Origin of the sequence: Paenibacillus lautus (genome assembly GCF_050482385.1) — a bacterium.
Taxonomy (GTDB): Bacteria; Bacillota; Bacilli; order Paenibacillales; family Paenibacillaceae; genus Paenibacillus_AQ; species Paenibacillus_AQ lautus_B.
Map to the genome: position 1 here is coordinate 115932 of NZ_JBCNHV010000022.1, position 14681 is coordinate 130612.

Annotated in this window: 16 protein-coding genes and 1 tRNA gene; 4 read left to right on the plus strand and 13 right to left on the minus strand. The window is 49.9% G+C overall.

Annotation, left to right across the window (positions count from 1 at the left end; translation table 11 throughout):
- Positions 1-9: 9 nt before the first annotated feature.
- Genes ABEW73_RS25820 through ABEW73_RS25830 form a run of 3 tightly spaced genes read right to left on the minus strand, consistent with a single transcriptional unit; the run spans position 10 to position 3268 of the window.
- Positions 10-867, minus strand: coding sequence for a type II secretion system F family protein (locus ABEW73_RS25820; RefSeq protein ID WP_430163141.1), 858 nt, complete (start codon positions 865-867; stop codon positions 10-12).
- On the minus strand, positions 864-2114 hold the full coding sequence (locus ABEW73_RS25825; RefSeq protein ID WP_430163144.1) for a CpaF family protein: 1251 nt from the start codon (positions 2112-2114) through the stop codon (positions 864-866). Before ABEW73_RS25825 ends, ABEW73_RS25820 begins: the two co-directional genes overlap by 4 nt.
- A complete protein-coding gene (locus ABEW73_RS25830) occupies positions 2114-3268 on the minus strand; it encodes a hypothetical protein (RefSeq protein ID WP_430163147.1) in 1155 nt (384 codons plus the stop codon). The genes ABEW73_RS25825 and ABEW73_RS25830 overlap by 1 nt, the downstream gene beginning before the upstream one ends.
- Before the next feature lie 312 nt (positions 3269-3580).
- Between ABEW73_RS25830 and ABEW73_RS25835 the strand changes: the two genes are divergently transcribed.
- The 3 genes from ABEW73_RS25835 (at position 3581) to ABEW73_RS25845 (ending at position 6456) form a co-directional block, all read left to right on the plus strand.
- Positions 3581-4447 carry a thermonuclease family protein gene (locus tag ABEW73_RS25835; protein ID WP_430163150.1) on the plus strand — a complete coding sequence of 289 codons (867 nt, stop codon included), beginning with the start codon at positions 3581-3583 and terminating at the stop codon, positions 4445-4447.
- Between the two features lie 78 nt (positions 4448-4525).
- Positions 4526-5938 carry a PepSY-associated TM helix domain-containing protein gene (locus ABEW73_RS25840; RefSeq protein ID WP_430163153.1) on the plus strand — a complete coding sequence of 471 codons (1413 nt, stop codon included), beginning with the start codon at positions 4526-4528 and terminating at the stop codon, positions 5936-5938.
- Positions 5939-5979: 41 nt separating this feature from the next.
- Positions 5980-6456 carry a FixH family protein gene (locus tag ABEW73_RS25845; RefSeq protein WP_430163156.1) on the plus strand — a complete coding sequence of 159 codons (477 nt, stop codon included), beginning with the start codon at positions 5980-5982 and terminating at the stop codon, positions 6454-6456.
- A gap of 12 nt (positions 6457-6468) precedes the next feature.
- Here the strand turns inward: ABEW73_RS25845 and ABEW73_RS25850 are convergent, their stop codons facing one another.
- The 6 genes from ABEW73_RS25850 to ABEW73_RS25875 all read right to left on the minus strand — a co-directional run bounded on the left by ABEW73_RS25850 (position 6469) and on the right by ABEW73_RS25875 (position 8885).
- On the minus strand, positions 6469-6894 hold the full coding sequence (locus ABEW73_RS25850; RefSeq protein WP_430163159.1) for a thiol-disulfide oxidoreductase DCC family protein: 426 nt from the start codon (positions 6892-6894) through the stop codon (positions 6469-6471).
- 88 nt (positions 6895-6982) lie between these two features.
- Positions 6983-7258: a hypothetical protein gene (locus ABEW73_RS25855; RefSeq protein WP_076324660.1), complete on the minus strand. Its 276-nt coding sequence runs from the start codon at positions 7256-7258 to the stop codon at positions 6983-6985.
- Between the two features lie 89 nt (positions 7259-7347).
- Positions 7348-7590, minus strand: coding sequence for a zinc ribbon domain-containing protein (locus ABEW73_RS25860; protein ID WP_006212369.1), 243 nt, complete (start codon positions 7588-7590; stop codon positions 7348-7350).
- A 139-nt stretch (positions 7591-7729) separates the two neighbouring features.
- The gene (locus tag ABEW73_RS25865; protein ID WP_076324661.1) at positions 7730-8149 is read right to left on the minus strand and encodes an Ohr family peroxiredoxin; all 420 of its coding nucleotides are present in this window, start codon (positions 8147-8149) and stop codon (positions 7730-7732) included.
- 187 nt (positions 8150-8336) lie between these two features.
- A tRNA-Leu gene (locus ABEW73_RS25870) sits at positions 8337-8419 on the minus strand.
- A gap of 109 nt (positions 8420-8528) precedes the next feature.
- Positions 8529-8885: a helix-turn-helix domain-containing protein gene (locus tag ABEW73_RS25875; RefSeq protein WP_430163161.1), complete on the minus strand. Its 357-nt coding sequence runs from the start codon at positions 8883-8885 to the stop codon at positions 8529-8531.
- Positions 8886-9061: 176 nt separating this feature from the next.
- On the opposite strand from ABEW73_RS25875, the gene ABEW73_RS25880 reads away from it, so the two are divergent.
- Positions 9062-9706, plus strand: a complete 645-nt coding sequence (locus tag ABEW73_RS25880; RefSeq protein WP_430163164.1) for a hypothetical protein — start codon at positions 9062-9064, stop codon at positions 9704-9706.
- A gap of 99 nt (positions 9707-9805) precedes the next feature.
- Here the strand turns inward: ABEW73_RS25880 and ABEW73_RS25885 are convergent, their stop codons facing one another.
- From ABEW73_RS25885 to ABEW73_RS25900, 4 genes are read right to left on the minus strand one after another with little or no spacing between them, the layout of a single operon-like run.
- Positions 9806-11479, minus strand: a complete 1674-nt coding sequence (locus ABEW73_RS25885; RefSeq protein ID WP_430163167.1) for an alpha/beta hydrolase — start codon at positions 11477-11479, stop codon at positions 9806-9808.
- A gap of 22 nt (positions 11480-11501) precedes the next feature.
- Complete coding sequence (locus ABEW73_RS25890; RefSeq protein ID WP_430163169.1) at positions 11502-12521, minus strand: FecCD family ABC transporter permease; 1020 nt, start codon at positions 12519-12521, stop codon at positions 11502-11504.
- Positions 12514-13521 carry a FecCD family ABC transporter permease gene (locus ABEW73_RS25895; protein ID WP_430163171.1) on the minus strand — a complete coding sequence of 336 codons (1008 nt, stop codon included), beginning with the start codon at positions 13519-13521 and terminating at the stop codon, positions 12514-12516. The genes ABEW73_RS25890 and ABEW73_RS25895 overlap by 8 nt, the downstream gene beginning before the upstream one ends.
- A gap of 40 nt (positions 13522-13561) precedes the next feature.
- Positions 13562-14584 (minus strand): ABC transporter substrate-binding protein, encoded by a 1023-nt coding sequence (locus ABEW73_RS25900; protein ID WP_430163173.1) that lies wholly within the window; start codon positions 14582-14584, stop codon positions 13562-13564.
- Positions 14585-14681 lie beyond the last annotated feature (97 nt).

A 14681-nucleotide genomic window follows, 5' to 3' on the forward strand; every position in this document is an offset into this window, starting at 1 on the left:
CTCACCTCCTTACACCTTGATATTCATCATTTTGCTGATCCACAAGAAGCAGCCTCCTAGAGCGGCCAGCGCAACAGTAGAGATCATAATCCCCGGTCCGCTATACATCGTTTCCATATAATCTGGAGACGTCAGGTTCATGAACAGCAGCAGCAGGAACGGCGCAGCCAGCAGCGCCTTGGATTCGAACCGTTTCTGGGCGATCATCACGGATATCTCCTGCTGAATATCCAGCTTTTCTCCGATGACAGAAGAGGTTCTGCGCACGACTTCAACCAGGTCCCCTCCTGTTCGCTTGCAAGTCGAGAAGACATCCGCAAAATTCGCCATATCCTCCATCCCTGCCCTTCGGGCAAAATCCTGCAAAGCAGTTTCAATAGGCTCGCCGTACTCCAACCGAGACACAATGACTTTGAGCTCAAAGATCAGATCACTATGGCCTCCGGGATCAAGCAGCAGCAAATCCTGTACCGCGTCCCTGAACCCATTCTCCACGGAGCGGCCAGCCGACAGAGATGAGGACAAGGAATACAAAGCTTGCTTGAAGTGAAGGTTCAGCGTCTTGCGCCTGCGTTCCAGCATAAACCGTCGCCAAAATTTAGGGACCGTGAGACCACCCGTTCCAAGCAGCAGCGACAAAATTAGATTGTGATAAAACAGATAACCGATGGAGAAAAACACAAGACCGCCAAGGATGACACATCCCATTCTCTGTCTCATCGAGAGATGATAGACGCCGTAATCCGGGAGAGTGTTAGTTCGAGCCGGGGCAGCATGCTCACGCTTTCCAGCCCCCTTACTCCTCTTGATCACCCGCTCACCTTGACCCTCTTCCGGAGTCAATACAGAACCGCCAGGTCGCTTCATGACGTCACCTCCATCATCTTCTGCAGCGGCCAAGCCGTAATCCCGGCCATATGAAGCTTGTCCGCCGATTGAAGTGGGTTACCGCAAGGTTCAAGACACCCAATCACCCGGTCGCCTGATTCACCCGTCTCGCGGAACCGGTACAGCGGATTCAACAGCACCTCGCCGCCGCTCATCCCAATCACTTCACTAATCTCCGTTACGCGCCGCGATCGATCTCTAAGCCGGGATAAATGTACGAAAATATCAATCGCCGAGCTAATCTGCTGACGGACTACGCTAATCGGAAGATCCGCACCGCTCAGCACCATCGTTTCCAAACGGCTGATCATGTCCTTTGTGCTGTTAGCGTGCCCCGTCGACAGACTTCCGTCATGCCCGGTGTTCATCGCCTGCAGCATATCCAGCGCCTCGCTCCCCCGCACTTCACCCACCACGATCCGATTGGGGCGCATCCGCAGCGAGGAACGAATCAGATCTCGTATCGCGATTTCCCCCCGGCCTTCCGTGTTGGCATTCCGGGTCTCCAGCGACACAAGATTCGGGACCGTCACGATCTTCAATTCCGCCGAATCCTCAATCGTGATGACACGTTCATCAGGCGGAATATACTGCGATAATGCATTCAAGAAAGTCGTCTTCCCCGAACCCGTCCCTCCGCCTATAAAAATATTGTATTTACCCTTGACCAATATCCGAAGCTGCTCTGCCGCGTCCTCTGTCAGCGCACCCCTTCCTACCAGGTCATCCATCGTCATCGGTGATTCCGGAAACTTACGGATCGTCATGGTCGGCCCTTTCAGCGCTATGGGAGGAAGCACGATATTTACCCGCGAGCCATCCTTCAATCTGGCGTCAACGATGGGCGTTGATTCATTCACCACCCGGTTTACCGTACCGACAATGCTCTGAATGATGTCCTCCAGGCGGCTCTGCGATTCGAATTGGAGCGGCAGCTTCTTCACCTCGCCATCCTGCTCTATGAATATGTCCTGGTGGCTGTTAATCATAATCTCCGTAATTCGAGGATTATCCACTAATGGTTGAAGCACATCCAAACCGCGAAAAGAATCAAATACCCTGCGCACCAGCCTCCGCTTCTCAGCGGCTGTCAGCTCCATAAGTTCGCGTCTTCTCCACACAAGTTCTTCGATGCGGGCCATCAATTCCGAATTGTTAATGCTTGCACTCATATCAAGCTCGGAACGAACCTGGTCACGAACCGACTTGAACGGATCCTCCATCATCACTGCCCACCACCCGCTTGCACCGGTGTGATACCCGAGCCCTCCAGCAGCTGCTGGCAGAGCTTCAATACCTCTCTCTGATAGATGGGTGAGGACAACAGCAGTTCTTCCCGATGGAGCTGTTTCCATGAAGGAATATAAGGTAGTACGCTGTCTATGCTTATATCCTTGCGGGGGAATCCGTTAACAAGTTGGCCTGTGTATCGATTGACAATGAATCGGCTCCGCTTCTTCACGCTTCCGAAAAATGCGGGATCCTTGACCTCCAATTGATCCATCCATACACCGCTTTTATACATACTCATTAGATCATCCAATAAAACCCAGAATAGCACTCCGGCCTGTTCAAGAACCGCCTGCATTCGTTCCTCCATGTATCCCTCGGTATCCACGACAATGGCATCATATTGATTACACGATACGAGGGAAGTCAGCAGCAAAGCGGTGTCCTCCATGGTCATCTCCGTGATTTCCTTTACATTGAAGCTGGGCTCAAAGGAATCGCACTTCAGGCCATGATGTCTGATGATATAAGGGGTTATCGACAAATCGGTCCCCGAAGCCGATTCTTGTGAAGCCTTAATGTCATACAACAACCTTGAAAAGCTGCCCTCCATGCCCACCGAACCGGAAGGAAATAATGCACTGCTGTTCACCGTCTCCAAATTGAGATAAAACACCTTCAATCCCAGCACGCCCAGCTGCTTCGCCATGTTCATTGCTATCGTTGACTTCCCGCTCCCGCTCAGGGGGGATACAATGCCAATCACCGAGGTTGTTCCGACATTCAGTTTCTCCAGCGCCCCACCGCTTCGCTTACAGTGGGTGATGATGACTTCCATCAACTGAGGCAGCGGTTGATACTTGAATGTACTGTTGCCCCCCTCTACAAGAGAAGATGATGAATGGCCTTCACTTAGAAGCAGCCAAGGTACCGAAGTCTCCCCCCGGCTAAGCCAACTCTCCAGCATTTCCGTATCCCCCACGACCAGATTCGGTACATCCCCCACTTCCATATAATGTAGAAATGAATCGGTGCGGGTAAATGCGGTCACCTGAAGAGCCGATCCGTAAGAACTTCCATGCAAATAACTCAGCAGCGGTTCAACATACCGGGAATCCTGCACTGCCAGCACAAGTCGGGCCGGTATCATAAAGCCAATCCCTCTCTTCTGTAACAACGCCAAAAAAGCACCGTCAAAGGCCGCATAATCGCGGTCAATGAACGGTGCTTCCGTTGCCTGTTATAATTTGACATTAGAATATCACAGTTGCAGCAGAACGGCAAGATTTTTATTTTGATATACAGATAGCTCTTATTCACTATTGTCAAAACAAGGATATATGTCCTACTATATAGGCTTAGAACGAATGTTCTCTATATAGGAACTACTTATATAGAATCAACATTACATAAACTCCTAAACCATCTGAACTAAACTTCCAAGCCAGGAGAGTGACAACAAGTGAACAAACGAATGTTAACCGCTATGCTGACCGCCTTGCTGCTATTGTCAGGCTGCAGCCAGCCGCTGATGTCCCCTACGACATCAAACAATGAAATCGCAACAAACGTTAAATCCGAAGCCAAGTCAAACACCAGCACGACGAATTCCAAACAAACGACCTATCCAACCGATGATCTGAATCTTCCGCGGGTAGCCGTGGAACTGGTTAAAGCCGTTGACGGAGACACCATCAGCGTCATGTTCGAAGGTAAAAAGGAGAATGTTCGGATGCTCCTGGTCGACACGCCCGAGACGAGTCATCCGAAGCTGGGCGTACAGCCATTCGGGCCCGAGGCCAAGGCTTTTACGAAGGATCTGGTGGAACAAGCCAATCAACTTGAATTGGAATTTGATATCGGTCCGAACCGCGATAAATACTCTAGGCTTCTTGCGTATGTATATGCCGACGGAAAAATGGTCCAGGAATCGCTGCTCGAAGAAGGACTCGCCCGGGTGGCCTACATCTACCCGCCCAACACCCGCTATGTAGACAAATTTGATGACTTGCAGCGGATCAGCCGGGACAAGGCGCTTGGCATATGGAGCGTAGAGAACTATGCCCAGGAAGACGGCTTCCATCCGGAGGAGCAAGATGACGCCAACAACAAGAACAACAGCATCCGAAATGGCACAGCAGCAACCCAAGCTCCGAAAGAGAACAGCCAAAAGTCAAAGCAAGGCTGCGACATCAAAGGCAACATCAACTCGAAGGGCGAAAAAATCTACCACACTCCGGAATCCCCATACTATGAGCGCACAAAGCAGGAGCAGTGGTTCTGCAGCGAGGCAGAAGCCGTCCAGGCCGGTTTCCGGGCCCCGAAGTAAACTCATCTGATATATGAAATGAACGTTCATGTTCATCTTATATAAATTTTAGCCGTAAATGAAAAGGAGCCACCAGCCATGGGGAAAAAGAAACCTCCAGCAAGCAAACCAAATGAAAGTCAACCGCCAAATCCGAGCCCTGCCGCATGGTACAAAACCGTATGGAGATGGCACTTCTATGCCGGCATCATTTTCGCTCCCTTTCTGATCATCCTGGCTATCACCGGCTCCGTTTACTTATTTAAGCCTCAGATTGAACAAGCGCTATATCGGGACTACTACACGGTAACCCCTCAGGTTGAACGGGTAACGCCCAGCAAGCTGGTCGGACAAGTTAAAGAGCTCTACCCTGACGCTACGATCACGAAGTATCGCCCCGGCGAGTCGGACTCCCGCTCTACGGAGATTAGTTTGACCTCAGGGGACGAATCCATGACCGTCTTCATGGACCCCTATACGGGAGAAAAGATGGGCGAGCTGAAAGACAAAGACCGCATCATGGACAAAATCGAGGAGTTCCACGGCGAGCTGATGGTCGGGACCGTGGGGGACCGGATCGTGGAGCTTGCCGCCTGCTGGGCGATCGTGCTGATTATTACCGGAGTGTATTTGTGGTTTCCAAAAAATAAAAACAAAAGCAAAAAGAAAAGAAGCCTCGCGGGCATCCTGTACCCGCGTCTGGGCAAGGGCAAGCCAATTCTTCGTAGAGACCTGCATGCCGTTCCCGCATTCTGGATTGCAGCAGGCATGTTGTTTCTTATTATGACCGGATTGCCCTGGTCAGGCCTGTGGGGCAGCAATTTTCAAACCGTGGCGACCAATACCGGTGCCGGCTATCCGCCTTCCATCTGGTCGGGCAGTGCACCATCCTCCCATGTCATGCAGACCAAGGAAGTGGCCGAAGTACCTTGGGCCGCCGAGAATCTAGCGGTTCCCAATTCGACCATCTCCGACTTTACCCCGCTTACAATCGAAGATGTGATGTATGTTGCCCGAAGTGAGGGGATCCATCCAAGCTACACCATCAGCATCCCGCAGACAGCGGACGGGGTATACACATTATCGGCCTATCCGCCCAAAGCACAAGACGAGGCTACCATGCATATCGACCAGTACAGCGGAGCGGTGTTGGCGGATTATCGCTATGATCATTACGGAATCGTCGGCAAAGCCGTTGCCCTTGGCATTACGCTGCATAAAGGAACGCAGCTGGGCATCGTCAACCAAATCTTCAGTTTGCTTATATGCATAGGAATCATTTTCATTGCGGTAAGCGGTTTATACTTGTGGTGGAAGCGAAAACCGGATCATGGACTGGGAGCACCGAAAGCGCCCGAGGTAGATGCGAAAAAAATGAGGCTGTTTCTTCTGCTGCTCATCGCTTTGGGAATCTTATTCCCGCTTGTGGGTTTGTCCCTCATCATCGTGTGGATCATCGATTATGTCATCGTTCGGAGGGTACCGGCGATTAAGACATTTCTGAATGCCTGATTCGGTTCTATACTCAAACTACAATAAGGGGTGGCGGTTTCATGATCATGAAAAGCCGTTTTATATTATCCGTACTGCTATCGGTCCTGCTGCTGAGCGCTTGCTCGGCCAGTCCCGATGCAGCCAACCGGTATGAAAAAGAAATCCCGCTGATCGCCGAGGTGAACATTCCGGATGTTTTATCCGTACATCAACCGGAGACCATCGAGATTATCCTTACCCAAGATGGCAAAAGAGTACCCGGTGCGGATTTTGTCCACTACGAGCTGTGGAGCCATGACGGCTCCCTGCGGGATCCCATGACGGATGCGGTAGAGGTCGGTGACGGCGTATATACGGTAACCAAAAACTTCGATAAAGAGGGGCTGTATTTCATCAAGCTGCACAGCGGCAACAACGGTTCCATCATCATTCCCCAGAAACAGTTCGCCGTCGGCAAACTGTCCGAGGAAGAGCTTGCCTATCTGCAAGCGGGAACCCCCACATTTCAAGAAGGTACGACAGAACATCATCATTAAAACAAGATCGCATTAGGACAAAAACCGGCGCCGAATCTCCGGCGTCGGAACCATGCATTCAGTGGATTGTCCGAACCACCGGTAACGGTTCTTCGCTACCCAGCGGTACACCAGGTTCCGTAAAAAAGGGGGAATCAGGATCAGAATATACGACAGCGGCCAAGGAAAACGAAGTCGTCGCGCAATCCGTAGAGCGCCCGTCGACCTTGTGTAATACTTCCCCTGTTCAATCAGCACCATCGTCTCCGTTGTATCTCCATTAAGTCCCCCCTGCCTCAACAGCTCCTGCCCAATCTCGGATTGCAGCGAAGCAAAGCGAAAGGCACCCGCAGGATCTCTCTTGATAATGAACTGCGTCAGACCCTGGCACAAATGGCACACACCATCAATCAGCACAATGGCATATTCCTCATGATTTTCCGTTGCACGATCCTTCATATACTCCTTCGCTCCCTTCCCATACCCATAAACAAGAAAAAACGCAGGAGCCCTCTCCTACGCTTGATCAAGTACGCTTATTGGTTTATTACTCAGCAGCTTTGTTCAGCCACTCGCCGTCTTTCATCTGCTGGTCGAATTCGTTTGAGAATTTCTCCATGCATTTGCATATGAAATCCTTACGACAAACCGGGCAAGGTACTTTCCCAAGTCGGCTAAGCGCAGTCAGTTTCCATTCCGGGAAGCGGTTATAGAATACGCGAATATCCGTTCCGTCAGCCGTGTGGATAATGAATTCGTAAAGCCCTTCTTTTTCATTGCTTCCAGCTGTGGTCACATTTGCAATCTGCGGTCTGTATGGCATGTTCATCACCCGTTTATTTTATTTAAATTCCCTATGACTGGTTTGTACTTTCTGGTACTTAGTCATATTAAAGAATTTTAGGGGTGATGTCAACCGAAGAACACATCCAGGATCGAGCCAAGCTGCCCCCTCTTTTTACCTTCTAATATATCCGGGTTGAACACTTCCACATATCCGCAGTTCGTGCAGGAAACAAATAGGAAATGATTGTGCTGAATATCAAACATCTTGCTCAGCCCGGCCCCTGACATCGAGACCTCTTTCGTCTGGCAGTGATTCCCTCCACATTTGCTGCATACAAACCGTTCCTCTATCATTTGTTCAATACGCATCTTAAAGCGCCCCTTTCCAATTCATAGCTTTAACTGAAATACGGAGTATCATGTAAAAAGTTTCATATTCAGCAGCATAAGCCGACAAAAAAGGATGACCCTCCATTGTCAGAGGGCCACCCGAATTCTTCCTTTATGGTCAGCTTACGCTTAACTCCACGTCGATGTTGCCTCGGGTTGCCTTGGAATAAGGGCAAAATGCGTGCGCCTTCTTCGCGAGGTCCTCCGCCTGGCTTCGTTCGATACCCGGCATTTCGATCTTTAGCTTCACTGCAAGCTTAAAGCCGTCAGCGCCTTCGTCCTTTCCGATCATCACCTGGGAGTGTATCACAACGTCCTTGAGCTCGACGCCCTCTTTACGGGCGATGTTAGCCAGGGCGCTTTCGTAACAGGCGCCATAGCCGGCCGCAAACAGCTGCTCCGGATTGGTTCCGTTACCGCCCGGTCCTCCAAGCTCCTTCGGCATGCTTAATTTGTGATTAAGCACCCCATCCGTAGATTCAACAGAGCCTTCACGCCCTCCAATGACTTTTACATCTGCTGTGTATAATGGTTTCATGCTCGTTCATCTCCTTCATGCCCTATTATGGTCTCTACATGTATTCTTTAAACTTACAGCACAAATTGAAACGATAAATAGGGCAACTCGCAAAAGAAACAGCATGTTCCCAACTCGGGAAAGGCAAACAAAAAAGCTGTTTATCAAAGGAAGAATTCCTCTTGATAAACAGCTTCTTCATAAAGTATGCGGTAGAGAGGACTCGAACCTCCACGGGTATACACCCACTACCCCCTCAAGATAGCGTGTCTGCCATTCCACCACTACCGCATGTTATAAGGGATGTTCTGTAGCGAACATTCCCTATTATACTGTCCCATCATACAAAAGTAAAGAACCAAATTATGGGTCATTGGCTTAGGCGCAAGAGCAGCTAGTTCTAGTCGTTTCGCTTTTCCTTACGGTAGGCTGAAAACTCAATATATTCACGGATAAACTCCTTCTCATTCTCTGCCAATCCGGACATTAAGGGAAGATCGGATGATTCCGAGTCCACCCCATACTCCCCACGCGCCTCCTTGACTCGGGTAGGGTTGCCCTTGCCAATAATCAACCAATCCAAGCTTACGGAAAAGAATGCTGCAATCTCAATTAATTTATTCGTGCTCGGCGTTGTTTTCCCCCTTTTCCAATCACCAAAATTTCCTGTGCTGATCCCGAGGGTTTCACAAAACGCCTTCTTGGTCATACCTCGGCTTTCTATGAGATGTTCGATTCGTTGGTAAATAGACTGCATTAAACAACCGCCTTCCTAGTTCTCTTTGAAAGAAAATTACTTATGTACGTATTTTTATCTTGCAAAACCACTTAATTAAGTGTATAATCAACATATATTGCCTAAATTATACCATAGTACTCATGGAACGTTGTATCTTTTAGTCATGAGTCTATTTAGTATGAGGAGCGAGTCATTTGCCCTACGATACCATGATCACATCCTGGAATAATGCGGTTCACTCCTTGAATAAAGGACTGATGATCATTTCCCCGGATGGCATCATAGACAAAGTTAACGATCCACTCATTACCATGGCCGAAAGATATGGTGTTTCCGCTGAGTTTGGGTGGGAGGGGGCATCTTTTTTTAAGATCTCTTCCCAGCCCTTGAGTTTGGCTTCATTTGATCACTTTTTCCATGAGTTGGATGTGCCCTCCGTAAGAGATGTTATGCTGGGTAAGCTGTCTGATTATTCCTTTGAATATGCGGTGCAATGGAACGGCCAAGAGAATTGGGTTTTATGTGAGGTACTGCCGCTGCTTATCAACAAGGACAGCCGTATTCACGGAGCTATGATATTATTTACGGATATTACGAAGTTCAAACGCAAGGAACTGCTGCTGGAACAAGCGCTGGCTCACAGCTTTCCCCTTCCTGGGCATATTCCGATCTGCGCCGTATGCAAATACGTTCACCATGCGGAAGAGTGGGAACCTGTGGAGAGCTATTTGGAGAGCCGCCTCCCTATTGAATTCACCCACGATATCTGTCCGGGTTGTATTCGCAGATTATACCCGAAGTACTCTTCCATCCTTGACGATCCGGAATTAATCGATTAACTCTCTCTACATGCAACAACACTGAAGAAGCAGCTTCATGATCCGGCTTTATCACTGGATATGAGGCTGCTTCTTCATGCTTAAGGCATCATTCTCATATTACGCGTTCACAAAACGAAGCAGAGGGCTTATCAAAGCAGGCAGCACCGATACGTGGCCTTCTCCCTCAATTTCATCGAACGTGGTCTCCAGCACCTCATCATGCCCTTTGAGGAATGCATAGAGTTCCCTGGCGTCTTGCACCATGGACGGCTTCTCCTCGGCACCCACGTACAGACGCAGCTCTTTGCGCTGTCCACTCTGCTGTATACGGGCTTTTCCCTCTTCCCATCGTTTGTACAGCATGTAGTTTTTCCACCACACCGAGGGACAGGCCGCAATATACCGCGAAAAAGTCTCCGGTCTGGTGAATAAGGTATACAAGGTGAAAAAACCACCGAGCGAGTGCCCGAACAGCGTCTGCTTCGAACGGTTCACCGCGTATTGCCGCTCTACGGCCGGCTTCAGCTGAAACTCGATGAACGCAAGGAATGCTTCAACGCCGCCCGTTTCCGGCCAATCCGATCCGTTAGGACGGACCGGCAGTTCATGGTCTTCCGCATATTCAGTAAAGTTATAAAAACGCTCGCTGCTCACGATGGGACTGTCACTGTCAAAGCCGATCCCGACGATAAGCGCCGAGGGAATACCGCGGGGCGTCCGGGATTGCACTCGGATTGCCTCCGCAAGCGATCCGAAAGTCGCATTGGCATCCAGCGAATATAACACAGGATACCCTCCTTCGGGTGGCGGTCCCATCGGTTCGGCAATGAAAATACGGTATTCACGGCCTGTGACGTCGGATTGCATGGACCATGTCACCGTTCCCGGTATGTAAAACAAAGGAGCCTTATGGTTATCTTGGTTGTCTTGGTTGTCTTGGTTATCTTGGTTATCTTGGTTATCTTGGTTATCTTGGTTATCTTGTTCATTGTGCTTTTCGTGATAATCCGTATCCTCATGTTGAGCTTGCCCCTTCGCCGACGCTTGCTCCTCTGCTTCCCCGACAAACAACCACCGCAGCGCATCCGGAAATCTTCTGGCCATAAAGATGGGATCATGGGTCCCATCGGGATCTACCGCCAGTTGGATCCGCTCGGGGCTCACCCCTTGTTCGATCCAGAACCGATGGGCCTCGATGTTATTGGAAAACATATGTTTCTGCGCATTTTCCTTATACGCACCTTCCAACTGTCCAACAGACATATAAACCCTCAGCCCGGCAGGCAATTCTCCCTGCTGTATGATGTAATCCATAACCCCCTCATACCATAACGAAGCCGACAGCATCCCGATTCGTCCGAAGGTCTCGGCGCGCCAATACCCTGCGAACATCGAGATCAAACCGCCAAAGGAACCGCCAATGATTGCGGTATGCTCGGGTGCTGCGAGCGTACGGTAATGTCTGTCTATGTATGCCTTGATGACATCCGCAACCTCATCGACATAAGCTCTGCCCTCCCCGCCGAAAGGCGGATTGCCCTCCAGCAGCGGCTCAGCCGGCCAAGGCGTATACTCACGATTCCGGTTCGTAGACGATATGCCGACCAGGATGACCTCGACCAGTTGGCCTGCTGCAAACAGATGATGCAGATAGTTGAGGCAGTCCGTAAACATATCTCCTTGATCCTGTACATAGGCAACAGGATAGGAACGATCCGACTCATGATAAGAAGGAGGTACATACAGTGTGAGTTCCCTGTCCTCAACCACCAGCTGTTGATAACGATTCATGTGATCCTCCCGAAAGCTGCTTTTATTTTCTCATGCGAATTAATAGATAGATAAAATACGGAACCCCGATCACGGACACCACAATGCCAGCAGCCAGCTCGGCCGGAGCGAATATCGTTCTGCCGATGAAATCGCCTATGACCACAATCGCCATACCTGCTATACCGCTGATCGGGATGATATGCCTGTGCCTCAGCCCAACCAGTTGCCTCGCCAGATGCGGAGCGATCAGACCGACAAACCCAATGCTGCCGGATACGGCAACGCTCGCACTGACCAAACCGATGCTGCATAGAAGCAATACCTTTTTCTCACGCTCGACGGATACCCCGACACTCTTCACGCTTTCCTCGCTCAGCTGGAATAAATCGAGCACTTGAGAGCGGAGCCAAATGATAGGCGGCAGCATAATGAGCCAAGGAAGCATCGTGACCACGAACTTCCAGTTGGCGCTGTGAAGGCTGCCGGCCAGCCAAGCTACGGCCATCTCATAATCCGATGGATTCATTTTCAGCGAGAGGAACATCGTAATAGCACCGAAGCCCGAGGCAATCGCAATCCCCACAAGAATTAGCCGCTGCGGGTCCAGCTTTCCGCTTTCTCTGGCAAACATAAATATGGCCGTAGTTGCCGCCAAGCCGCCAGCGATACCGAACATCGGCATCATCATAACCCCGAGCCAGCCTGTCATCGTGATCTGCCCTTGCAGCAGGAACATAAATAACACAACCGCCATGCCTGCACCTGCATTGATGCCGAGGATACCCGGATCAGCCAATCCATTGCGGGTAACCCCCTGGATAACAGCACCAGCCATACCCAGCGCAAACCCGACGAGAGCGCCAAGCACAATACGCGGCAACCTGAACTCAAACACAACAAGATCAAAATCCGAATTGGGATTCAACCGGAGCAAAGTTTGAAATACTTCTTTGATGGACATGTCAAACGTCCCGTTGGTCAGACTGAAATATACGGCAGTCAATACCACCAGGATTCCTCCAGTCAGAACAATGGGAAATCGATAATAGGTATTACGCACGCTGAGCCCCTCCCCTCGTCTTGATCAAATAGAGGAAGAAAGGAACCCCGATTAATGATGTAATGACACCGACCGGCGTTTCAAACGGGAAATTCACAAACCGCGCAAGAATATCGCATAGCGCAAGAAACATGCCGCCTAGTACTCCCGAGACGGGCACGATCCATCGATAGTCGGAACCTGACAGGAACCGGGCTATATGAGGGATAATCAAGCCTACAAAGGCAACCTTGCCCGCCAGCGCCACCGACACGCCTGTCAGAATAACAACCGCCAGCATCGCGAGGGCTTTGATCAGCCATGTATTCACACCAAGCCCCTTGGCCGTCTCATCCCCGAGCGATAGCAGCGTGATCGATTTGGATAATACAATGGCAAGGCACAAACCGACGATTGCAAACGGAATGCTCAATTTAATCAGTTCCGGGTCCATTGCATGCAGTCGGGCATTGTACCAGAAGCTGATATTTTGCGATATTTGAAAATAAGCCGCCAATGCCTCCGCGGTACCGCTCAGAAACGTCCCAATTACGGTTCCGAGTATAGCCAGTCGAACCGGACTGAGTCCGCCAGGAATAAGCCATGCCAAGCCGAACACGACGGCTGCTCCGATGGCGGAGCCGATCAACGAACTGACGATGTACATATTGGAGCTGGCGTTCGGGATAAATACCATAAACAGTGTCACCGCGAACACCGAACCGTCGGATACCCCCATGATGGATGGGGACGCCAAATAGTTCCTTGTCATTCCTTGCATTAACGCACCTGATACCGCGAGAAAAGCGCCGATGAGCATTGCGCCGACGACTCTCGGCAATCGGGAACTCACAATGATCTGATGATCGATGTTCTCCGAATCAAAAGCAAAGATGGAATCCCAAACGGTATCCATCGTAATATTTTTGGCTCCATACAGGATGGAGGCCGCTATGAGCAATAAACAGACTGCCGGGGCCATCACAAGGATGACAGCCGGCAGTGATTTTTTGAACCCCATGAACAACACGCCTTATAGGTTTATACTGAAATGTTTGATGTTACTTAGTCAGACTTTCGACCGCAGCTTTCAGAAACTCGATTTTGCTGTACGCGGTTCCGCCTTGAGCGAGTGGATCCACCACGTTGACAAAAGCGGTGCCGTTCTTGAATGCATTTAAGTTCTTCATGATCGGATCACTCTGCAGTTCTTCTAAAGCATTCGGCGTATCTTTATTCTCATCTGGCGAGAATTGGACAAATACGTAATCCGGATTCATCTCTGCAATTTTCTCTTTCGAGATCAGTTCCTGTGCTTTGGCTGCGGCTACTTCAGCCGGTACTTCAATCCCCAAATCCTCATACAATACCGGGTTAAAGAACACCCCTGCCGGATAGATGTACATCTCACCTGCACGAATCCGAAGCGCCAGAACTTTCTTGTCCTTGAGGCTATCTCCAATCGTCGCTTTGACTTTTTCCAAGTCCTCTTTATATTTCGCGATTTCCTGTTCCGCTTGTTCCTGTTTGCCGCTTAACTCGCCGAGCAATTTGAGGTTGCTTTCCCAGTTGGTCGAGATATGGGAGTACGGAATCGTGGGAGCAATTTTATTCAACTGTTCAATCACTTCAGGCTTGGCTTTGGACGATGCCAAAATCACATCCGGCTTCAAAGACAGGATCGTTTCGAAATTCGGCTCCATTTTCTCACCAACCGATTGGGCGTCCTTCGCGATCGACTCAAACATCGGCGGGAATTTACCCGAGAAGGTAATGGCCCCAACCGGGTTCACTTCCAACACAATGGCATCCTCCATGGCTTCGACGGCACCCGTGATAACGATGCGCTCCGTTTTGGCCGGAAGCGTATATTCCTGATCAAGGTATTTCACAACTTTAGTATCGGACGATGTGGGGGTCGCTTCTTCTTTTGCTGCGTTATCCTCCCCGGCTGTATTCGTGCTTGCTGCTGCATTATTCGTACTTGCTCCGTCTGTATCTTTAGCCTCGTTACCTCCACCACAAGCGGAAAGTACCAACGCAAATGCCAGCAATAACCCCAAAACCCATTTCATTCGTTTCATTTCTCTTCAAATACCCCTTCCATGATCTATGATCACTCAATAATTGATAATGATTATCATTATTGATCATAGTATAAGATTTGCTCTCTTAGTACCA

Bases quoted from the DNA above. Each gene is read 5' to 3' on its own strand.
- ABEW73_RS25845 (WP_430163156.1), top strand. From the start codon at position 5,980: ATGATCATGAAAAGCCGTTTTATATTATCCGTACTGCTATCGGTCCTG.
- ABEW73_RS25825 (WP_430163144.1), bottom strand. From the start codon at position 2,114: ATGATGGAGGATCCGTTCAAGTCGGTTCGTGACCAGGTTCGTTCCGAG.
- ABEW73_RS25820 (WP_430163141.1), bottom strand. From the start codon at position 867: ATGAAGCGACCTGGCGGTTCTGTATTGACTCCGGAAGAGGGTCAAGGT.
- ABEW73_RS25850 (WP_430163159.1), bottom strand. From the start codon at position 6,894: ATGAAGGATCGTGCAACGGAAAATCATGAGGAATATGCCATTGTGCTG.
- ABEW73_RS25895 (WP_430163171.1), bottom strand. From the start codon at position 13,521: ATGGGGTTCAAAAAATCACTGCCGGCTGTCATCCTTGTGATGGCCCCG.
- ABEW73_RS25860 (WP_006212369.1), bottom strand. From the start codon at position 7,590: ATGCGTATTGAACAAATGATAGAGGAACGGTTTGTATGCAGCAAATGT.
- ABEW73_RS25885 (WP_430163167.1), bottom strand. From the start codon at position 11,479: ATGAATCGTTATCAACAGCTGGTGGTTGAGGACAGGGAACTCACACTG.
- ABEW73_RS25855 (WP_076324660.1), bottom strand. From the start codon at position 7,258: ATGCCATACAGACCGCAGATTGCAAATGTGACCACAGCTGGAAGCAAT.
- ABEW73_RS25900 (WP_430163173.1), bottom strand. From the start codon at position 14,584: ATGAAACGAATGAAATGGGTTTTGGGGTTATTGCTGGCATTTGCGTTG.
- ABEW73_RS25875 (WP_430163161.1), bottom strand. From the start codon at position 8,885: ATGCAGTCTATTTACCAACGAATCGAACATCTCATAGAAAGCCGAGGT.
- ABEW73_RS25830 (WP_430163147.1), bottom strand. From the start codon at position 3,268: ATGATACCGGCCCGACTTGTGCTGGCAGTGCAGGATTCCCGGTATGTT.
- ABEW73_RS25840 (WP_430163153.1), top strand. From the start codon at position 4,526: ATGGGGAAAAAGAAACCTCCAGCAAGCAAACCAAATGAAAGTCAACCG.
- ABEW73_RS25865 (WP_076324661.1), bottom strand. From the start codon at position 8,149: ATGAAACCATTATACACAGCAGATGTAAAAGTCATTGGAGGGCGTGAA.